This is a genomic window from Chryseobacterium cheonjiense, assembly GCF_012927265.1.
GTDB lineage: Bacteria > Bacteroidota > Bacteroidia > Flavobacteriales > Weeksellaceae > Chryseobacterium > Chryseobacterium cheonjiense.
On sequence record NZ_JABBGF010000002.1, the window covers coordinates 404,953 to 426,122 of the forward strand.

A 21,170-nucleotide genomic window follows, 5' to 3' on the forward strand; every position below is an offset into this window, starting at 1 on the left:
GCGTAAATAAAAAACTGATCGTAAACCTTTAATTCACGCTTAGACGAGACTATTCTTATCCGAATAATTTAATTTAAAGAAAATAAAAGTCATCATCGAGAAGGCAAGTAAAGAACTTCCTCCGTAACTGAAGTAAGGCAAAGGAATTCCTACAGTCGGAAACAGCCCCATAACCATCCCTAAATTGATGGTAAAGTGCATCAGCAGGATAGAAGCAAAGCAATATCCGAAAACGCGGTTAAAGCCCGATTTCTGCTGTTCTGCCAGATAATAGATTCTTCCGATGTAAACCATATAACAAAGAATCAGAATGACACTTCCTGCAAATCCCCATTCTTCACCAACGGTACAAAAAATATAATCGGTTTCCTGCTCCGGGACGAATTTCCCCTGCGTAACGGAACCTTCACGGTATCCTTTCCCCCAAAGACCTCCTGAACCTATCGCTGTTTTCGAATACAGCAAATTGTAACCGGATGTATCTCTGAATGCTTTTTCACCTTTATAAAGAACCTCAATCCTTTCTCTCTGGTGTTTTGGAAGCTTTTCTAAAATATAAGGTGAACCGAAAGCCAGTCCGCAAAGTAATACAACAGAGCCTACAATACCTGAAATGGAAATTACATTCCAGGACATTTTATAGTAATTCATAGCAATCCACCCTCCTATAATGGCAACTATGGTAATCGCAACCCAGATGGGATCCACAGCCAATGAGATCAGGAAAACTCCGGCAAACAAAAATCCGATCCCGAATAATAATCCACTCAGCCCTTCGCGATACAATGCGATGAAAAAAGCAATAAAAACCAACATGGAACCCACATCGGGGATAGCCAGTACAACTACTGCAGGAATTCCGATAATGGCTAATGTCGTCCAAAGCGACTTCTTATTATTCAGGTTAAATTCAGGTCCGGAAACATAATTAGCAAGCATCAGTGCTGTCCCGATTTTGGCAAACTCCACCGGCTGCATGGTAAAGCTTCCGAATTTATACCAGTTTTTTTGTCCGAGAATTTCTTTACCAAACGGGAAAAGACCTATTAACAGCAAAACCCCGCCGATGTAAATGATTCCTGACATATTTTCGAAGAATTTACTTCTTCCAACAAAAATCACCAGCCCCACAAAAAGAGAAATACAGAAGAAAACCAATTGCTTTTCTCCTAATTTCTGATCTACACTGTAAATGTTTGCAATGGCAAAAGCGCAAAGCAGAAAATACAGTCCGAGACCTAATTTATCTATTCCTTCTGCCCATTTCATTGCTTAGCCGGTTTTGTATTGTTAAGATTTTTGGTTTCTTCGTCTATTTTCTTCTGCAGTTTTGCCTTCTGTTCTTTAATGAATTTCAGACTGTCCTGTATCCTTTTTTGTTTTACAGAATCCAGAGCGGGATCTTTATAGAGACCTTTACGTTTCAGATCGGCAATCCACTGTCTTTTATATTCAGGCATAAAGCTGGAAGTGACCATTTTTTTATAAAGATGTTCTCTTTTCAGATCTCCCGTGATATATTTTTCTGCAATTACCGTAGCGGCAGGCCCTGCCCATGTTGCCCCGAACCCGGCATGCTCCATGACGGCAGCTACAACAATTTTAGGTTTATCTGCAGGCGCAATCAATACAAAAATGGAATTATCTTTTCCCTGCGGAACCTGAGCCGTACCTGTTTTTGCCAACTGCGTAAAATCGTTGGACTTCAATCCGTGAGCCGTACCTCTTAAAACTACAGCTTCCATCCCCCTCAGCACGGGATCGAAATGTCTTTTATCTACCAGCGTCTGATGCTTCTTTTTGAACCTCGGGTCTGGATTGGGTTTACCGTCAATTGCTTTTACGATATGTGGTGTATAATACCATCCTTTATTGGCAATCGCGGCTACATAATTTGCCAATTGAAGCGGTGTAACAAGTACATCTCCCTGACCCATTCCGTTAAAAATAGCTCCAGTAGCCAACGGATCCCAGTTTTTATAATCTTTTTTAGAACCGCTTGCTTTCAAAATGCTTTGCATTCTCTTTTCATAAAATTCGCCTGTAGGAATTCTTCCTTTTGCTCCTACAGCAAAGTCATTATTCAGAAATTCCCCCACTCCGAAGCTGCTCATGATCTTTTTCCATTCGTCTACCCCTTTTGAAGGATTTCCCGGATATTTATTAATAATCGCTAAATACGCATATGAAAAATAACAGTTGCTGGAAACCTGAATTGCAGGAACCAAAGGATCAGCTCCTCCGTGGCCTTTAATTCTTAAACCTCTATAGCTAAAGCCACCACCACACGGGAAGATGGTATTTTCATCCATTACTCCCATTTGCATGGCAGACAAAGCAGTCAGAAGCTTAAAGGTAGATCCCGGCGGATATGCTGCCTGCAAAGACCTATCGAACGTTGGTTTGTTTTCGTAAATGGTATCTTTAGATAAGGCGTATAAATTTCTGGATTTATCAGGTCCGGTAAAAAGATTAGGATCAATATCTGGTCCTGTAGCAGCCACAAGAACTTCACCGTTATTGGGATCAATAGCAACAATAGCTCCGTGTTTATTCACCAGCATTTCTTCCGCCATTCTCTGGAGATCATAATCTATGGTAAGGGTGATATCTTTTCCCGTCACAACATCTTTATCCAAAGATCCGTTTTTATAGGGTCCTACATTGCGCAGCTTTATATCTTTCTGAATGTATTTCATCCCTTTGATCCCGCGCAATTGTTTTTCATACGCCTTTTCGATTCCTGCTTTACCGATGAAATCTCCAGGCAGATAGTAAGCAGAATCTTTTTTGATTTCTCTTTCATTGACCTCACTGGTATAGCCTAAAAGATTTCCTGAAGTTGAAACTTCATACTGACGCTGCGGCCTTGAAACAATGCTGAATGCCGGATATTTGAATATAATTTCCTGAACCCTTGCAATATCTTCCCTGCTGAGGTTCTTCATAAAGGTCATGGGCGTCAGCTTGGAATAGTATTTTTCTTTTTTAATAGCGTCAATGGTTCTGATAAAATCATTTTTGGAAATTTTCATCAGGTTGCAGAAAGCAATCGTATCAAAATCCGGCCTCATCAACGCCTGGGTAAATGAAACTTCATAGGCAGGCTGGTTTCCCACCATAATCTTCCCGTTTCTGTCGAAAATAACTCCCCGCTGCGGAATAACATATTCTATTTTAATGGAAGTATTCGCTGCGTTGAGCGCATACCGGTCGGTAAAAAGCTGTAAATAAGCCAGTCTCGCTATAAAAATTACAGCGACCACTAGAAGAACGGAAAAGATTTTTAAATAACGTGTGTTCAAACTTTTTGTTTGATTTTAAATATTAATGCGTAAATAACTATAAATATAAACGAAATTACACTAGTTACCAATACATTAAATAATATTTCAAAAAATCTGCTCAGCTTAAAGAATTCTATATACTGTACTAAAAGCTGATGTAGAAAGATACTTGTGAATAAAAACAGCAAAAACTGCGCCCATTGAAGGGACTGAAATGAGAAGAAGTCGGTAGAAGTATCTGTAGATGTTCTGAAGATCAAGGTTCTGAAATAAGCAATTAGAGTTGTAGCAAAGGCATTGATTCCCCATGAATAGAGGAATGCATCAACTGACAAACCGATCAGAAAACTTAATGCCAAAAACTGAAATTTATTTCTAAAAAAAGGATAAAACATAACGAATACAGGATAAAGCACCGGCGTGTATTTCCCGAAAATGGTAATCCTGTTCAATACAAAAATTTGTAATGCAACCAGAAAAATCATGATTAATATGTCCGTAAATAAAGTCCTGCTAATCATCTTCCTTTTTTATTACAGATTGCATTGTATCCTGAATTTTTTGTACTTCGGCTTTTTTAAGGTTTTTAACGACATAGACTTTGCTTAGAGCACCCATCTTTTCGCTAAGCTCAACGGAAATATCCCAAAATCCTGTTTTATTATCAACCGAATATCCGGCAACAGTACCGATCATTACGCCTTTTGGAAAGATTGCCGATTTTCCGTCAGTTACCACCGTATCACCAATTTTTAGTGCTACATACTTCGGAATATCAGCGAGATGCATTACTCTGGAATTATCTCCATTCCAGGTAAGCGTCCCAAAATATCCTGAATTTTTCAGGGCAGCATTGAGCCTGATTTTATTTACACTCAACACCGACTGTACCAAAGCATAGCTGTCTGTAGAGTTGATCACAATTCCTGCGATGCCTTTAGGCGCCATAACGCCCATCTGTGGAAATACGCCGTCTCTTCTTCCGCGGTTGATGGTAAAATAATTGTTTCTTCTGTTGATACTGTTAAAAACGATTTCACCATCTACAAATGTATAGATCTGTCCGCCTCCCAGCGTATCATGAACTTTCCTGAACTGAGGATTTTTAGCGCCCTGTTTTCCGTAAAGCTCCATCATCAAAGCCTTATTTTGTGTTACAAGGTCTTCGTTGATCTGTTTGAGCTTCAGATAAGAAACTCCTTCATCAATATATCCGGAAACCCAGGAATTCAGTGCAGCAGACTGTCCTGCGATCCAGGATTTCTGCATGGCATTTTTAGAGAATATCAGAATAAGAGCAATAATTTGCAGAAATATAAAGAAAACAAAAAGTGCATTCTTCGAAAATAATCTCAGCAAAAATCCCATTCAGATATATGTCGTAAAAAAGTTAGAATTATTTTATTAAGAAATTGAATTTATCCATATTCTTAAGTGCGATACCTGTTCCGCGAACTACAGCTCTCAACGGATCTTCTGCTACAAATACAGGAAGACCTGTCTTTTTGTGCAATCTGTCTGCCAGTCCTCTTAATAAAGCACCTCCTCCGGCTAAATAAATACCGGTTTTATAAATATCTGCTGCCAGTTCCGGCGGCGTTAAAGAAAGAGTTTCCATTACGGCATCTTCGATTCTGATGATCGATTTATCCAATGCTCGGGCAATTTCTTTGTAACCCACCATAATTTCTTTAGGCTTTCCTGTGATAAGGTCTCTACCCTGTACCGGAATATCTTCGATATCCACATCAAGATCCTCAACGGCAGAACCTACTTCAATTTTAATTCTTTCCGCAGTTCTTTCTCCGATGTAAAGGTTATGGTGTGTTCTTAAATAATAAGCAATGTCATTGGTAAATACGTCACCTGCAATTTTTACGGATTTGTCGCAGACGATACCACCCAAAGCAACTACTGCAATTTCCGTAGTACCACCACCTATGTCGATGATCATATTCCCTTCCGGTTTCTGAACGTCAATTCCTACTCCTATTGCCGCAGCCATTGGTTCGTAAATCAGACGTACTTCTTTTGCGTTTACTTTTTGTGCTGAATCTCTTACCGCTCTTTTTTCAACCTCTGTAATTCCCGAGGGAATACAGATTACGATTCTTAGTGCAGGCTGAATAAATTTACCTTTAATTCCGGGAATTTTTTTGATAAATTCTTTGATCATATGTTCAGAAGCGTGAAAATCGGCAATTACCCCATCTTTCAAAGGACGGATTGTTTTGATATCCTCGTGAGTTTTACCCTGCATATGTTTCGCCTGTTCACCGACAGCAATCGGTCTTCCTGTTGAGCGCTCAATAGCAACAATCGAAGGCTGATCTATAACAATTTTATTATTATGGATGATAAGGGTGTTGGCGGTACCCAGGTCTATCGCAATCTCTTGCGTAAACATATCGAATAAACTCATACTTTTACTTCTGATTTTTTAAAGAGTTACAAAGATATAAATTTAAGACGTCTGGAGAAATTTAACGGGCAGATAATTTGGTTAAAATTTTATTAAAATTTATAATCACTTATTAACTTTTACTTTAAGCATTTACAGAGTGTAATTTAAACCAGATTTAAGATAAACACAGGCTGGATAAAGGATTATGTGAGACAGATTATTTATAATATTGCACATGCATGGGAAATCCGCCGGCTAAATGCTAATTTTCTTTAACATTAAAATAATGTTTATGTTTAATTTTTAATTTAGGAAGCACATTATTCTTCATCCATTTAAAAATATTATTTAGAATAATCCCAAAATAGTTTTTTACGATAATTATCATATACATTTTCAGAAAGTGATTTATCAAAATTTACGTAAATTTGCCCCGCTTATGTTACAGTATTCCAACATACATCAGACGTCTAATTTTGCCGTACTTTCCATTAGTTATGAAAAGGCTGATGTAGAAACGAGAGGCAAATTTGCGTTTTTTGATGAAAACATTAAAAATTTCGTCACCCGGATTCATAATGAAAATTTAGGGGATGCTTTTGTTGTTTCTACCTGTAACAGAACCGAAATCTACACTACCTCTCCTAATTATCTGTTAGTTGCCGAAGAATATTGTAAAACAATCGGGGTAAACCTGATGGATTTCCTGCAGTTCGCCAACATTCTTACAAAAGAGGAAGCACTGGCCCATCTTTTCAGGGTTGCAGCCGGTCTGGAAAGCCAGATTATCGGTGATTTTGAAATCATCGGCCAGATTAAAAAAGCCTACAGCAGGTTCCGTAAAGAAAGACAGAATTCTAACCCTTACCTGGAGAGAGCCATTAATGCTGCCATTCAGATTTCGAAAAGAATCAAAAATGAAACCGGAATTTCCAATGGTGCGGCCTCAGTATCCTACGCAGCGGTTCATTACATCCTCAACAATCAGAAGAGACTTACCGAAAAGAATATACTTCTTTTGGGCGTTGGAGAAATAGGACAGAATACGGTTGAGAACCTTGTAAAACATGTGTATCAGCCTAAAATAAAAATTGCCAACAGAACACAGGAAACCGCTGAAAAAATTTCCGAAAAATATCATATCCCTCATATTGATTATACTGAATTTGATCAGGAGCTAAAGCAAACAGACATTCTGATTGTAGCAACCGGGGCAAGACATCCTATTGTCAATAAATCTCATTTCCCTAACGGTAAGGAAACGCTGGTCATTGATCTTTCAATTCCGAACAATGTGGATAAAAATGTGACCGAGAACAAAAATGTCACATTGATTGATGTTGATGAGCTTTCAAAGCAGATTCAACAGACGATCCAGCAGAGAGAAAAAGAAATTCCGAAGGCCGAAAAAATCATTAAGGAACTGATGAAAGACTTCCTTGAGTGGGAAAAAAAGAGAAAACTCGCACCCAATATCCATCATTTCAAAGCTGTTCTCAAGAACATGGAACGCAATGAAATGCATAATTTTTACAAGAAAAATAAATACATAAACATCACGGATATGGAACTTTCTGACAAAATGATCCAGAAAATCACCAACCGTTTTGCAAAATATATCATCGACAATCCGTTAAAAGCCGAAGAAATTAGTAAATTAATGCACGAAATATTAGTTGAACAACCAAACAACGAATTCAATGAAAAGCATTAGAATCGGAACCAGAAATTCCGCATTGGCACTTTGGCAGGCAAGAGAAGTTGCGAGACATCTTCAGAACAACAATTATTTAACGGAAATCGTACCTATTGTATCTTCGGGGGATAAAAATCTCACGCAGCCACTTTATTCCCTGGGCATTACAGGTGTTTTTACCAGAGACCTGGATGTTGCATTATTGAACGATGAGATTGATATTGCCGTCCATTCTTTAAAGGACGTACCTACAAATCTTCCTCAAAACCTTGAGATTGTTTCTTATCTTGAAAGGGATTTCCCTCAGGATGTCCTGATCCGGAAAGAATCTGCAAAAAATAAAGAACTCCATGAACTTAAACTCGCAACAAGCAGTTTGAGAAGAAGAGCTTTTTGGTTAAAAAATTTCCCACAGGCTGAATTTTCTGATATCCGCGGAAATATACAAACCCGGCTTCAAAAACTCGAAGAAGGTGATTTCGACGCAACCATTTTATCTTTGGCCGGAATTAAGAGAATGAAAATGGACATTGATTATGAAATGATTCCATTTTTAATTCCTGCTCCTTCGCAAGGAGTTATTGCGGTTGCGGGACATTCAGACAAAGCAGAAATCAACGGAATTGTAAGACAATTTACCAATCATACCAATACTCAGATCTGTGTAGAAATGGAAAGGAATTTCCTCAACACCCTGGAAGGAGGCTGTACCGCACCTATCGGAGCCTTTGCTGAGATTTTTGATGATCAGATTCGTTTTAAAGCAGCACTCTGCTCTTTAGACGGTAAAAACTGTATTGCTACTGACGAAAACTTCATCTATAACGAAGAAGAAAATTTCGGGAAAAAGTTTGCCAAAGTTGTTCTTGAGAACGGAGGAAAAGAACTTATGGCAGAAATTAAAACTCAGATTTAAAATTTCATCCTCAGCTTCTTCCAACTTCAGGCCTCAAAACATGAAAATCTTATTTACCAAAAATATAGACCGCACGATTATATCCAGAGAACTGGGAGATGATATTGTGGCTGACTGTATCGAGGTAATAAGGACGGTTCCTCTGCAGGTAAAGCCTTTTGACCTGAAAGATTATTCTCTCATTTTCACCAGTGTAAACGGCGTGGATTCCTTTTTTAAAAACGGATTTAAACCAAATGAAGATTTTACGGCAAAAAATTACAATAAGATCTACTGTGTCGGAGAAAAAACAAAAAAAGAACTGAGAAAGCACGGATTCGGAACTTTTAAAGTCCTGAAAAATGCCAATACGCTATCAAAATTCATTACCGGAAAATGCCAGCACGAACGTTTTATTCATTTCTGTGGAAATCTGGCCATAAGTGTGCTGGACAACGAGCTTCCGCTGCAAAATATTAAATACAAAAAAGTTGTCGTTTACAATACCGAAGAAATTAATCCGGTGATAACTGAAAAATATCATGCTGCCGTTTTTTTTAGTCCGAGCGGAGTTCGTAGTTTTGCAGATCAGAATTCGCTGGAAGGCATGACCCTGATATCGATTGGAGAGACTACTTCCCGCGAGCTCAGAAAACATACTTCAGCCTCAGTATTAACGTCTGAAGGAAATACCCTTCTATCTGTTTTTAAGCTGATACGAAAAGAAATTTTAAACAAAGACTGATATACAATTGTTCATTGGTGACAATACTATTAATAGATTATGATTAAAAACGACCTATATTTAAAAGCGCTTCGCGGAGAGACCGTAGAAAGACCTCCCGTATGGATGATGAGGCAGGCAGGAAGATATTTGCCGGAATTCATTGCCCTCCGTGACAAGTATGATTTCTTTACAAGATGTCAGACTCCCGAGCTGGCTTCTGAAATCACCGTGCAGCCTATCCGAAGATTTCCGCTGGATGCAGCCATTTTGTTTTCGGATATTTTGGTGGTTCCGCAGGCAATGGGAATCGATTTCAAAATGAAAGAATCGGTAGGTCCGTGGCTTGATACCCCGATCAGAACTATGGAACAGGTTCAGAATGTTGCCGTTCCCGATGTCAATGATACGTTAGGTTACGTTTTTGATGCTATTGAATTGACTTTACAGAAATTAGAGAATGAAATTCCGTTGATCGGTTTCGCAGGCTCTCCCTGGACCATTCTCTGCTACTGCGTGGAAGGAAAAGGAAGCAAGGCTTTTGATATTGCCAAATCTTTCTGCTTTACACAACCCGAAGCGGCACATTTGCTACTGCAAAAAATTACCGATACTACGATTGCTTACCTGAAAAGAAAGGTTGAGAAAGGCGTTTCTGCGGTTCAGGTGTTTGATTCTTGGGGAGGAATGCTTTCTCCGGCAGATTATCAGGAATTTTCATGGAAATATATCAACCAGATCGTTGAAGCATTAAGTCCGCTGACGCATGTTGTCGTTTTCGGAAAAGGATGTTGGTTTGCATTGGAAGACATGGTTCAATCTCCGGTTTCCGCCTTGGGTGTTGACTGGACAATTAAGCCTGAGTTTGCCAGAACGTTAACCAATCATACGATGACGCTTCAGGGGAATTTTGATCCCGCAAGGCTGCATTCGACACCGGAAACGATCAAAAAAATGGTAACGGAGATGATCAACCGTTTCGGAAAAGACCGATACATAGCGAATTTAGGACACGGAATTTTACCAAATATTCCTGTTGAAAATGCAGAAGCGTTTATCAGAGCGGTGGTGGATTGGAAACCAAATGCTGAGTTTTAAACTCCCACAGATTCTCACCGATTAACACAGATTTTTACAGTGTTATTCCAGAGAAATTAAATAATAAATAAACACCCTTTCAGCAATTGAAAGGGTGTTTTTTATGAGTAAAATAATCAATACTTAGTTGATCTCTGTAATGAAATCTTCTTTCGGTTTTCTTATTTTGGTAAGGTTTACCAGCCAGTCGTTCGAAGGATCTCTATATCCCAAAGGCAGTAAAAGAACGCTTTTTAATCCTTTTTCCTGTAAGTTTAAAACTTTATCTACCTCTTCCGGAACAAAACCTTCCATTGGGGTAGAATCTACTTCTTCAAATGCTGCCGCGATAATTGCTGCACCAAACCCGATATAAGCCTGTTTTGCGGCATGCGTAAAGTTTTCTTCAGCAGGTCTTTGCGGATACATTCCCAACAGCATTTGTCTGTAATTTTCCCACCCTTCGTTTTCAAAACCTCTGATTTCATTCGTAAGATCAAACATCCTGTTGATTCTGTCTTCCGTATAATTATCCCAGGCTGCAAAAACCAACAGATGCGAGCAGTCCGTAATCTGCGGCTGATTCCAGGCATGAGGTTTTATCTGTTCCTTGATTTCCTGGTTGGTAATGACAATAATTTCGAAAGGCTGAAGACCGCTTGATGTAGGCGCTAATCTTGCGGCTTCCAATATTTTATCCACTTTTTCCTGTGGCACTTTCTGACCGTTCATTGCTTTGGTAGCATATCTCCAGTTCAGTTTTTCTATTAATTCCATAAAATTAAATTTTAACGGAACAAATTTAAATGATGTACCACAAATTTCGATAAACGTTTTTTAAATCTGATGTATTGCTAATATCTATTAAACCGGATTATTTACAATCTCAGCAGAGCTTGAAATCTGATCTGCAAAATAGCGTTCAAGATCTTTAAGGGTTTCAGGATTGGTCTGAATATCTTTTACCAGCTGTCCTTTATTGACCACAACAATTCGGTTACATACTTCCGTTGTGTGTGAAAGATCATGGCTGGAGATCAGGAACGTCACGCCCTCTTGTTTCGAGAGTTCTTTAATCAGGTTTTTAAGCTTGATCTGGGTAGAAGGATCTAGGTTGGCAAAAGGCTCATCGAGGATAATGATCTCCGGATTTCCGATAATGGCGCCCACGATGCCTACTTTTTTCTGGTTTCCCTTAGAAAGGTCGCGTACATATTTACCGGAATTTAAAATTTCTCCACTGAAAAGATCATGAAACTGTTTTAAAAATTCATCAACGGAAGCCTTGTTCTGTCCTCTTAATTCGCCGATAAAATAAAAATACTCTTCCGGGGTAAGATAACCGATAAGGAAAGAATCGTCTACAAAAGCGGAAACTTTATTTTTCCATGCTTCGGATTCATCTACCTTGATTCCGTCGATACTTACATAGCCTGTCGTAGCCTGGATAAGATCCAGCATTAGACTGAACAGTGTCGTTTTTCCCGCACCGTTGTTTCCTACCAAGCCGAAAGTTTCACCATTCGGGATTTCAAGATGTTCTATATTTAAAACGGTTGCTTTACCGTATGTTTTCGTTAAATTATTAATTGTGATCATATTAGTCTTTATTTTTGAATGCTTCTAATGTACTGTATTTTTCTACCTTGTAATGTTTTACGATAATATCGAATATTTTTTCTCTAAGTAAAAATCCGATCAGCCCCAAAAAAGCTACGCTTATGACTCCGGCCTCAATTCCCAGAGAATATTTTACAATTGCAAATACTGCCATCGGCAAAAGCATCTTAGGAATCAGCAGCAGCAAAGATTTCATGTTGAAACTGTTCTTCTGCCCGAATCTTTTCTCTTTTGCATTCAGGTCGATCTGCATTTTATTGAAAGCTCCCGACCAGAGGGTGAACTGAGAATTTACCCCGATATTATAAATTCCTGCTGCAAAAAAAGTGAGGTACATTTCCCAGCCAAAATAAGCATAGCAGATCGCAAGAATCATTGAGAAGCCTGTCACGATATTCATCAGCCACCATTTTGCTTTCAGATATTCTTTGTAAGGCACATTTAGGGTCATCATCAGAGGATAATAAGAACTGTCGAAAGCAGGAACCCGCTGACCGAACATAAACTGGAAGCCTCCCGTTACAAATAACCCCATAAACATCATCATAGCCGGTGTTTTATAAATAGGAGACGAGAACATCAGAAGCCCATAGAAAAGAAACAAAATACTGCCCCATAAGATGCCTTTGGTAACTTTGTTTCGCTTCAGCAATTTAATATCATTATTGATAAACGTCCCAATGGCGCCATATTTATTCAGGAACATGATATTCTCTGTTTTTCCGACCTCTTTTTTGGCCTCCAAGCCTTCATCCAGATAAAATATCTGTCGGATATGACTGAAGCAGATTTTCCATAAAGCAGAAAACAATACAACGGAAATTACTATAAAATAAGGTCTTTCGTAAAAATTAAAGAAAAACTTTTCAGAATAATCCAGAACAGGAACAATATTATAATAAGCTAATGCTGCCACTCCTGTAAAAATACAGCCGACAACAATGGCAACGATCTCTATATCATTGAAAAGAATGTTGATAAAGTTATTCAGATAGAATAGCAGGGAAATTCCTACGAGCCAAGCCACGACACCTGATGCATTATATCCATTGAACAATGCAATAATGGCAAAGGTGATCAGAAACAGGGAATTCAGCCAGCTGAAAGCAGACAGAAAAGTCTTTCCAACCATATAATTAACCAATGTTTTTTTGGAAATATTAAGGGTAAGAAAAGGCTTGATGTTTTGGGTAGGTAATTCCTGCCAGATGTATTTCACAATAAGATCTACCGCCCAGGCTGCAATCATAAATCTTGAAACAACTTGTACGGGATTTTGGTGCATCTCTTCCTGAATGTAGAAGAATGCGCCAAATGCTCCTCCCACCAGACATGCCATAAAGTAAAGAATCCCAATAAAGCGAAGAATTTTCATCGCCAGATTAACCCCTAAAGAACTGCCTCGAAAAAAACTTTTGAATTCTAATTTCAGGAATTTTACAAACATAGTTATCTTTTATTACATTAGTTTGTATAAAGATGCAATTGTTACAATTTTTAACTTTTAATCAGGATGTATTTTACAGTAATCAAAATAAACCTGCTTAGAATCACCCGACACCTACGGAAGTTCCAAACAGTCTGCGTAGGTCTTCAGCAGTTCTCCGTTTGTTTAAAACATTTTGCGGGGAACCAACGGAGGTCTCCGGAAGTCTCCCGCAAGTTGCAGGAAACCAAAGAACATCTCCGGAAGTCTCAAACATGCTGTTGGTAAGCTCAGGAGATTTTAGCTATATAAAAAGAGATACAGGTTATCATTCTTTAGGAGTTAAACGTATGATTAGAAATGTTAATACTATATTTAGATCCTTTCAGGATGACAAACTAAATTTAAAAAAAGACCTCTGAAAAATTCGGAAGTCTTTATATGTTTTAAATTAATTCAATTTAGCCTATTAATTCTTTAGCCTGCGCCAACGCTGCTTCTGTGATTTTACTTCCGGAAAGAAGCTGCGCTATTTCATTGAGCTTTTCCTCATCACTTAAAGGAACGATGGTGGATTGCGTTCTTCCGGCAACATCCTGCTTTACCACTTTATAATTGTTGTTTCCTTTTGCAGCAACCTGAGCGAGGTGAGAAATCACGATCAGCTGCATATCGGCAGACATTTCGCGCATCAGGTTTCCGATCTCTTCCGCTACTTTTCCGGAAACTCCGGTATCGATCTCATCTAAAATTAAGGTCGGAAGCTCATCACTCTCGGCAATAATTTTCTTTACAGCCAGCATCACCCTCGATCTTTCACCACCGGAAATGGCGGTCTGAATAGGTTTTAAAGGAAATCCGGAATTGGCCTGAAACAACAGCTGAATATTTTCTTTCCCAAATTGATTGAAATCTGCAGCATTCTGCAATTCAATATCCACTCTGGCTTTCTCAAGGCCTAATTTTTTAAGTAAAGCTTCTGCTTTCTTAATGAAGACAGGAATATGTTTTTTTCTGTTTTTTGATAATGTGCCGGATAATGCCTGAAGTGATTTTTCTTTTTTAGCAATATTGGCCTGAATTTCTTCAATCTGGAATTCCAGCTCAGAAGCTCCCTGCTGTTCTCCCGAAAGCTGATCTCTGATTTCTTTTAACCCCGAAACATCAGCAACATTATGCTTTACAAAAAGGTTGTTGATCCTGTTATTCAATTCGATTAACAGAAACAGATTTTCTGGATTGACTTCAATATTTTCCGCCTCATTTTCCAGTTCAGAAATGATGTCTTTCAGTTCCACAAAAGAAGCTTCCAGTCTTTCATCAAGCTCTGCAAAGCCCGCGGATACTTCTGCAATTCTGGAGAGTTTGTTCTTAGCTTCATTAAAAAATGAAAAAATCCCTACCTCTTCCTGATGAAACCTCGACAGTACCTGAGCCAGATTATCAGAGATCATTTCAGCATTTTCCTGGGTGGAAAGTTGGTTCTGAAGCTCTTCATAATCTATATCATCCAGATGGAGCTCTTCCAGCTCATTGAGAAGAAATGTTTTATAATCGCTTTCCTTATTGGCTTCCGAAAGCTGTGTCTGAAGTTTCTTAAGCTGTATTTTAAGACTTTGAAAATCTGAAAATTGATTCTGATAATCATGGATGATCTGCCTGTTTTCAGAAAGCCCGTCGATGATTTTAAACTGATATTCTGCCGTAAAAAGATTGGATGTTTCAAACTGCGAATGAATATCAATCAGTTGAGAAGACAGTTCTTTTAAAATATCAAGAGTAACCGGAACATCATTAATAAATGCCCGTGATTTTCCTGAAGGTAAGATTTCCCTTCGGATGATGGTCTGATGTTCATAATCCAGATCGTTTTCAATAAAGAATTTTTTAAACTGATTATTTAAAGAAAACTCGGTTTCAACGATGCTTTTTTCTTCTGCTTTTGAGATTGATTTTACATCTGCCCTTTCTCCAAGGATCAGTCGCAAAGCACCCAAAATAATAGATTTCCCGGCACCGGTTTCCCCGGTGATTACCTGCAGACCGTTATGTAATGACACTTCAAGGGTGTCAATAAGGGCAAAATTTTTAATGTATATTCTCGAAAGCATTGATAATAGCGATTATTTTAGCTATTGCAAATATAGAACATTAGATTTCAGGATTCAAGTGAAGATTACTGTTTCCACTTGTTCCAACGGGACTCTGTACTTTTAGGGGAAAGAATGATCAATTCATTTTTCAGATCTGCCAGAACGATCCCTCCGTTGTTCCCGGAATTGAAAATATTGAAAATTTCATCGGCCTTCGTATCCATAAAAAGATTAAAGAAATAGGCCTGCTGAAAAGAATTTTCATACTGTTTCAACTGCATTAGGGCATCAAAAATCACTTTCTTTGCAGCAGTCTGATCCTGGTTAAAAAGATTATCCAGTCCTGCTCTATGGTAAGAATAGATCGTTGCCCGCACCTGGCTCCAGTTCGGGCTCATGATTTCTTTGATCAAAACAGAACGGCTTCTCGGTTCGTTAATCTGCTTCCATCCGTCATACGTATTTTGAGATTCTCCGTTCTGGGCAATCTGCTGTGCTTTCTGAAACCATTGGGTTCCTGCCATCGACTGAAAGCTGTCTGCATCAACACCCAAAATTACGTAAACATAGAAACTGATGACATCAATAAGATTTTTCCCCGAAAACTGTCTTTCATTGAAAATAAGGTTTTCATTCTCTATATAATCAAAAGAAAAACGCTGATCCTGAAGGTTGAGAAGCGGTGATTCATACGTTGTATTATATACAGGGCGAACCGCCTGTACAACGATATTTCCTCTGAAACGGTTTCCGTCTCTTTCGCTAATGACGATTGCAAAATTTGATTTTATTTTCTCGAAATTCTGGAGTCTTTTCCCGGTCCAGCTTGTGTTATTGATAAAATCCCGGAGACTTTTCTCCAATGCTTTGTAAGCCGACTGGTTACTTCCTCCCAGCTGTTGGGCATTTACCTGTACGGTAGCCAGCAGCTCCTGAGAAAAACTAAGATTATACAAAAAGAGAAGTAAAAATATGCTTATAATTTTTTTCATTTTTATAGTAAAGATTGAGAACGGAAATTTATTAAAATTATTCTTATCAAACGATAAAAATATCCGGAATTGAGTGCCGGATATTGGCATTTTATACTAAAAACAGAAATCCTAAGGTCTAAAGAGAAAATTGTCCATCAACTTGCGTAAATAATCCATTTTAAAGTTCCCTCCGCTGTAGCAATTTTGTACTGTCAATAATGACACAACATAAAACATAAAAAAAATGACACATTTTCAAGTTCCGGCAAGAGATGAAGTATCTGCGGAAAATCAAGAGATTTTTGATAATCTTAAAAAAAATTTAGGCATGGTTCCTAACCTGTATGCGGTAATGGCATCATCTGAAACCGCACTAAAAAACTATCTTGCTTTTCAGAATGCCAAAACCTCCCTTTCAAACAAAGAAAAACAGGCTGTAAATTTAATAGTAAGCCAGGTAAATGATTGTCACTACTGTCAGTCGGCACATACGCTGTTAGGTACCCTGGCCGGATTCACAGAAGAGCAGACTATTGAAATCAGAAAAGGAAATGTTTCTTTTGATCATCAACTGAATACCCTGGTTACTCTTGCAAAAGAAATAACCCTTAAAAGAGGATTTGCCTCAGACGAGACTGTCGACGCTTTTATCAATGCCGGTTACACAAAAGCACATGTGGTGGAGCTTGTATTATTGATTGCAGAAAAAACAGCAATGAACTATCTGCATGCGGTCACAAAAGTAGAAATCGATTTTCCGCCGGCTAAAGTTATTTAAATTTCAACTCTAAAAATGATGCTGTCATTTTATCATATTGCAGCATCATTTTTATAACAAAAAAAGAATGGAAGAAAAAAAATTACCTCTGCCGCCGTTTACAATGGAAACTGCTTTACAAAAAGTTCAGATGACCGAAGATGCATGGAATACAAGAGATCCCGAAAAAGTCTGCCTGGCTTATACGGAAAATACCGAATGGAGAAACCGAACTGATTTCATTAACGGAAGAGAGGAAGTAAAGCAGTTTTTAAAAAAGAAATGGGAAAAAGAGCTGGAATATAAGCTCAAAAAGGAACTATGGGGTTTCAGAGAAAACCGAATGGCTGTACGGTTTGAATATGAATGGCGCGACAAGACCGGGCAATGGTTTCGCAGCTATGGAAATGAGCTTTGGGAATTTGATGAGAACGGATATATGCAAAAGAGATTTGCAAGCATCAATGATCTTCCGATTAAAGAAACAGAGCGTATATTAAAATAATATATTTGTGATATGGAAAATCAAATGGTGCATACTCTTATCAATCCCCAGAACGGAAATCTGGCGTTCAAAATTTTTTCATTTGAAGATGGTTGTTATTTTGATCATATTCAACGCAATAATTATTATTCTCTGATATGGTTTCATCAGGGAAATGGCATTGTAAGAGCTGATTTTTCCGAACATGAATTTGCTGCCGGAAGCCTTTTTGCCTTTTCGCCGTATCAACCTTTTATGATAAGTTCAGGGAAACAGATCAGTGGTATTGCATTACAGTTTCATCCGGATTTTTTCTGCATTCACAAACATCAGACAGAGGTTGCCTGCAACGGGATATTGTTCAATAACATTTACAATCCGCCATTTGTAACTATTGATGAAGGTACTTCTTTAAAACTCAGCATGCTTCTGGAGCAGATGAAATCCGAAATACAAAATCCGGCGTTAGCTCAATATGAGCTATTAATTTCTTACCTGAAAATATTTTTAATTGCTTTATGCCGGCTAAAGACAGAACAGGAACCGGGTGCTTTCCGGGCTACAGCAGATCTGAAAGAGCCATTTATTCTTCAAAGCCTTAAAGAGGCCATTGAAAGGGATTTTAAGACGAAACATTCGGCCAGTGATTATGCGGAATCTTTAAATATTTCTGTTAAAGCTTTAGCTAAAATTACAAAGGGGTATTTCAACAGAACACTTACGGAACTGATTTCAGAAAGAATAATTATTGAAGCCAAAAGAGAGCTTTATCTCAGCAACAAAGCAGTAAAAGAAATTGCATTTGAACTGGGTTATCAGGATGAATATTATTTCAGCAGATTCTTCAAAGCTAACGTGAGCATTTCTCCTCAGATGTACAGGGAAACCGTAGGTTTTGGCCGCAGCATGTTTAATTAACCAAATTGTTACTTTTCATGAACCGCAAAAACTTTAAATAAAATAAATAACTTAAACTGATTATTTATTTAAAAGCTGATCTTCGATACAGTTCAGAATATCCTTAGCGACCTCATCTTTAGATTTCAGATCAAATTCTTTCTTTTCGGTCCTTGTAAATATTTTTATCTTATTGGTATCATTCTTAAATCCTGCTCCTTCATCACGAAGAGAATTCAGGACGATCATATCAAGATTTTTCTTTTCAAATTTTGCTTTGGCATTTTCTTCTTCATTTTGAGTTTCCAATGCGAAACCGACCAAAAACTGATGCGTTTTTTTCTCACCCATCGTTTTAAGAATATCCGGATTTTTAATCAGTTCGATCGTTAAATTATCGTCATTCTTTTTAATTTTTTCCTTCGCTACCTCTTTGGGAGCATAGTCGGCAACAGCTGCGCTCGCAATTCCGACATCTGCGGAATCATAAAATTCAAAAACTTTTGCCAGCATTTCTTTTGCGGAAATTACTTTATGCAGCTCAATGTTTTTGTGAACTGCTTGCTCAGCACTTGGTCCCGAAATCAAAATAACTCTCGCACCTCTTTTGGAAGCTTCTTCTGCAAGAGAGAAACCCATTTTACCTGAAGAATGATTCCCGATGAATCTTACGGGATCAATCGCTTCGTAAGTAGGTCCCGCTGTAATTAAAACGGTTTTGCCTTCCAGCGTTTTCTTTATCTCCGAATTAAAAAAATCTTCAATGATCCTGCTAATGGTTGAAGGTTCCGACATTCTTCCCTGTCCGCTCAGTCCGCTTGCCAGTTCCCCGGTCTCAGCAGGAATAATAACATGTCCGAAGCTTTCCGCGAGCTCAAGGTTTCTTCTGGTTGAAGGATGTGCATACATATCGAGATCCATTGCAGGAGCGATAAAAACAGGACATTTTGCGGACATATAGGTTGCTATCACCAGATTATCACACATTCCGTGAACCATTTTGGAAAGGGTATTTGCCGTACATGGAGCCATAATCATCACATCCGCCCACAATGCCATCTCTACATGACTGTTCCACGTTCCGTTATCGCTGTAAAAATCTGAGTATACCGGTTTTTTGGAGAGTGTGGAAATACTGAGCTTTGTCACGAAATGTTCTGCGTCAGGTGTCATGATGACCTGTACTTCCGCACCTTTTTTAATAAAATCCCTGATCAGAAAGTGAATTTTGTATGCTGCAATTCCTCCAGAAACCGCAATGAGAATTTTTTTCCCGGAAAGACTCATTCCATTTAATTTTAAGAATACTAAATTACTTATTTTTTCTTAGAAAGCTGTTTCAACAACAAAGGTCATAAAGAAAAGATTTCCTTTATGACCCTTATTTATTAAAAATACATTGATTCTTATTTTCTTTCTTCAGTTTTTCTGAAGTAAATATCTTCGTTCAGCCACTCTTCGATAGCAATAGAAGTTGGTTTCGGAAGCTTTTCGTAATGCTTTGAGATTTCGATCTGCTCTCTGTTTTCGAAAACTTCTTCTAATGTAGAATTGTGAACAGCAAACTCATCAAGCTTATTGTGCAGCTCCGTACGGATTTCAGCATTGATCTGCTCTGCTCTTTTTCCCATGATAACAATCGCTTCGTAGATTGAGCCTACTTTGTCTTCAATCTTATCCTTATCGTAAGTAATGGTATTTACTTCTGCTTTTGTATCTTTTACACTCATTTTGAGAATATTATTTTTATTTAAGTTCGCAAATTTACGAATTATCTTTGAATTTTGAAAGTCGCTGCCGGCGGAGGGGTATTAATCGCTGCACTGTCCCTCTGGATCTGCATTGCTTTCTTCTCTGCCTCTACCTGATCTTTCATCTGCTGCTCAGTTTTTGTCTTTTCATCGTTCTGAGCCTGCAGTTTTTTCTGTCTTTCGGTTAATGCAGCAATTCTTGCTTCGGTCTGCTTTTTAACAACTACGAAATCTTTCTTTTCTTTTTCAAGCTTTTCCCGGATGTCCAATGCTGTTTTGGCAAGCTCCGTATTCGGCATTTCTTTTTCGATCTGTCTGGAGAAGGCCAATGCGCTTTCTATACGCTCGTCTTTCAGGTCATAAACCGATTTTGTAGCCAGTTCATATCGTGATTTTATGATGTAATCATAAATCTGCGGACGAAGTTTAGTGCTTGGGAAATCTTCAAGAACGTTCTCCAATGCTACGTTTGCTGCTTTGTATTCTCCCATTTTGAAGTACTGTCTTGCGTTTTCATACGCTTTGAATTCAAGCTTGTAAGACAATTCATCAATCAGGGTATTGATATTTTTAGATCGTTCCGAATTCGGATAGTTGTTAAGGAAATCCTGCAATTCTGTGATGGCAGACTGTGTGGTAGACTGATCCAGGTTGTAATCCATAGATCCCTCATAATAGCACAAAGCGGCCATATAAGCGGCTTCTTCTGCTCTCGGATCTTTCGGGAAATTCACCGCAAAGTTTTTAAACTGGTTTCCTGCTAATCTGAAATTCTTATCGTAGTAGTTGGCATAGGCCGTATTAAACGCCACATTCGGGAAATCATCCGTTCCTGCAACTAAGTTGGCAAGCCTGTCATAGAGAGCCAATGCATTTTTCCATTTCTTTTTAGCAAAATTGTCATTGGCGGTTTTCAGGATGAGGTTTTTATCCGCACTTTTCATTGCTCTTTCCTGCTTGCTTACGCACGATGAAAGTACAGCTACAGCAAAAAGACCTAAAATATATTTTTTCATATAAAAAATTCAACAGTTTTCGGATTATACAGCCGATTTACTAATTTGCAAAAATATAACTTTTTTGTC

21 protein-coding genes are annotated in these 21,170 nt (G+C 38.3%); 7 read left to right on the forward strand and 14 right to left on the reverse strand.

Going from position 1 to position 21,170, the window contains the following annotated elements; translation table 11 throughout:
- Positions 1-39 precede the first annotated feature (39 nt).
- From rodA to HHL20_RS12425, 5 genes are read right to left on the reverse strand one after another with little or no spacing between them, the layout of a single operon-like run.
- On the reverse strand, positions 40-1,269 hold the full coding sequence (gene rodA / locus HHL20_RS12405; protein ID WP_169231503.1) for a rod shape-determining protein RodA: 1,230 nt from the start codon (positions 1,267-1,269) through the stop codon (positions 40-42).
- Positions 1,266-3,305: a peptidoglycan D,D-transpeptidase FtsI family protein gene (locus tag HHL20_RS12410; protein ID WP_169231504.1), complete on the reverse strand. Its 2,040-nt coding sequence runs from the start codon at positions 3,303-3,305 to the stop codon at positions 1,266-1,268. Before HHL20_RS12410 ends, rodA begins: the two co-directional genes overlap by 4 nt.
- Positions 3,302-3,808, reverse strand: coding sequence for a rod shape-determining protein MreD (locus HHL20_RS12415; RefSeq protein ID WP_072883757.1), 507 nt, complete (start codon positions 3,806-3,808; stop codon positions 3,302-3,304). Before HHL20_RS12415 ends, HHL20_RS12410 begins: the two co-directional genes overlap by 4 nt.
- Positions 3,801-4,655, reverse strand: coding sequence for a rod shape-determining protein MreC (gene mreC, locus HHL20_RS12420; RefSeq protein WP_169231505.1), 855 nt, complete (start codon positions 4,653-4,655; stop codon positions 3,801-3,803). Before mreC ends, HHL20_RS12415 begins: the two co-directional genes overlap by 8 nt.
- Positions 4,656-4,683: 28 nt before the next feature.
- Positions 4,684-5,709, reverse strand: a complete 1,026-nt coding sequence (locus HHL20_RS12425; RefSeq protein WP_027381028.1) for a rod shape-determining protein — start codon at positions 5,707-5,709, stop codon at positions 4,684-4,686.
- Positions 5,710-6,130: 421 nt separating this feature from the next.
- On the opposite strand from HHL20_RS12425, the gene hemA reads away from it, so the two are divergent.
- Genes hemA through hemE form a run of 4 tightly spaced genes read left to right on the forward strand, consistent with a single transcriptional unit; the run spans position 6,131 to position 10,104 of the window.
- Positions 6,131-7,405 carry a glutamyl-tRNA reductase gene (gene hemA, locus HHL20_RS12430; RefSeq protein WP_169231506.1) on the forward strand — a complete coding sequence of 425 codons (1,275 nt, stop codon included), beginning with the start codon at positions 6,131-6,133 and terminating at the stop codon, positions 7,403-7,405.
- The gene (hemC, locus tag HHL20_RS12435) at positions 7,392-8,303 is read left to right on the forward strand and encodes a hydroxymethylbilane synthase (RefSeq protein WP_169231507.1); all 912 of its coding nucleotides are present in this window, start codon (positions 7,392-7,394) and stop codon (positions 8,301-8,303) included. The genes hemA and hemC overlap by 14 nt, the downstream gene beginning before the upstream one ends.
- A gap of 40 nt (positions 8,304-8,343) precedes the next feature.
- Complete coding sequence (locus tag HHL20_RS12440) at positions 8,344-9,027, forward strand: uroporphyrinogen-III synthase (RefSeq protein WP_169231508.1); 684 nt, start codon at positions 8,344-8,346, stop codon at positions 9,025-9,027.
- A gap of 39 nt (positions 9,028-9,066) precedes the next feature.
- Positions 9,067-10,104 carry a uroporphyrinogen decarboxylase gene (hemE, locus tag HHL20_RS12445; protein ID WP_169231509.1) on the forward strand — a complete coding sequence of 346 codons (1,038 nt, stop codon included), beginning with the start codon at positions 9,067-9,069 and terminating at the stop codon, positions 10,102-10,104.
- A 123-nt stretch (positions 10,105-10,227) separates the two neighbouring features.
- Here the strand turns inward: hemE and HHL20_RS12450 are convergent, their stop codons facing one another.
- From HHL20_RS12450 to porD, 6 genes are all read right to left on the reverse strand, one after another.
- Positions 10,228-10,860, reverse strand: a complete 633-nt coding sequence (locus HHL20_RS12450) for an NAD(P)H-dependent oxidoreductase (RefSeq protein WP_169231510.1) — start codon at positions 10,858-10,860, stop codon at positions 10,228-10,230.
- A gap of 87 nt (positions 10,861-10,947) precedes the next feature.
- Positions 10,948-11,682: an ABC transporter ATP-binding protein gene (locus HHL20_RS12455; protein WP_169231511.1), complete on the reverse strand. Its 735-nt coding sequence runs from the start codon at positions 11,680-11,682 to the stop codon at positions 10,948-10,950.
- A 1-nt stretch (position 11,683) separates the two neighbouring features.
- Entirely contained in the window at positions 11,684-13,150 is a 1,467-nt protein-coding gene (locus HHL20_RS12460) for a DUF5687 family protein (RefSeq protein ID WP_169231512.1), read from the reverse strand.
- 103 nt (positions 13,151-13,253) lie between these two features.
- The gene (locus tag HHL20_RS19565) at positions 13,254-13,406 is read right to left on the reverse strand and encodes a hypothetical protein (protein WP_228463188.1); all 153 of its coding nucleotides are present in this window, start codon (positions 13,404-13,406) and stop codon (positions 13,254-13,256) included.
- Positions 13,407-13,590: 184 nt separating this feature from the next.
- Positions 13,591-15,240: a DNA repair protein RecN gene (locus tag HHL20_RS12465; protein ID WP_169231513.1), complete on the reverse strand. Its 1,650-nt coding sequence runs from the start codon at positions 15,238-15,240 to the stop codon at positions 13,591-13,593.
- A 65-nt stretch (positions 15,241-15,305) separates the two neighbouring features.
- Positions 15,306-16,214, reverse strand: a complete 909-nt coding sequence (porD, locus tag HHL20_RS12470; protein ID WP_169231514.1) for a type IX secretion system protein PorD — start codon at positions 16,212-16,214, stop codon at positions 15,306-15,308.
- Between the two features lie 226 nt (positions 16,215-16,440).
- Here porD and HHL20_RS12475 point away from each other — a divergent pair, with 226 nt between their 5' ends.
- The 3 genes from HHL20_RS12475 to HHL20_RS12485 all read left to right on the forward strand — a co-directional run bounded on the left by HHL20_RS12475 (position 16,441) and on the right by HHL20_RS12485 (position 18,355).
- A complete protein-coding gene (locus tag HHL20_RS12475; RefSeq protein WP_169231515.1) occupies positions 16,441-16,974 on the forward strand; it encodes a carboxymuconolactone decarboxylase family protein in 534 nt (177 codons plus the stop codon).
- A 67-nt stretch (positions 16,975-17,041) separates the two neighbouring features.
- Positions 17,042-17,458: a nuclear transport factor 2 family protein gene (locus HHL20_RS12480; RefSeq protein WP_169231516.1), complete on the forward strand. Its 417-nt coding sequence runs from the start codon at positions 17,042-17,044 to the stop codon at positions 17,456-17,458.
- A gap of 12 nt (positions 17,459-17,470) precedes the next feature.
- Positions 17,471-18,355, forward strand: coding sequence for a helix-turn-helix domain-containing protein (locus HHL20_RS12485; protein ID WP_169231517.1), 885 nt, complete (start codon positions 17,471-17,473; stop codon positions 18,353-18,355).
- 60 nt (positions 18,356-18,415) lie between these two features.
- Here HHL20_RS12485 and coaBC read toward each other — a convergent pair whose 3' ends face one another.
- The 3 genes from coaBC to HHL20_RS12500 form a co-directional block, all read right to left on the reverse strand.
- A complete protein-coding gene (coaBC, locus tag HHL20_RS12490; RefSeq protein ID WP_169231518.1) occupies positions 18,416-19,621 on the reverse strand; it encodes a bifunctional phosphopantothenoylcysteine decarboxylase/phosphopantothenate--cysteine ligase CoaBC in 1,206 nt (401 codons plus the stop codon).
- Positions 19,622-19,740: 119 nt separating this feature from the next.
- Positions 19,741-20,064, reverse strand: coding sequence for a DNA-directed RNA polymerase subunit omega (locus HHL20_RS12495; protein WP_027378789.1), 324 nt, complete (start codon positions 20,062-20,064; stop codon positions 19,741-19,743).
- Positions 20,065-20,105: 41 nt separating this feature from the next.
- The gene (locus tag HHL20_RS12500) at positions 20,106-21,101 is read right to left on the reverse strand and encodes an outer membrane protein assembly factor BamD (RefSeq protein WP_169231519.1); all 996 of its coding nucleotides are present in this window, start codon (positions 21,099-21,101) and stop codon (positions 20,106-20,108) included.
- Positions 21,102-21,170 lie beyond the last annotated feature (69 nt).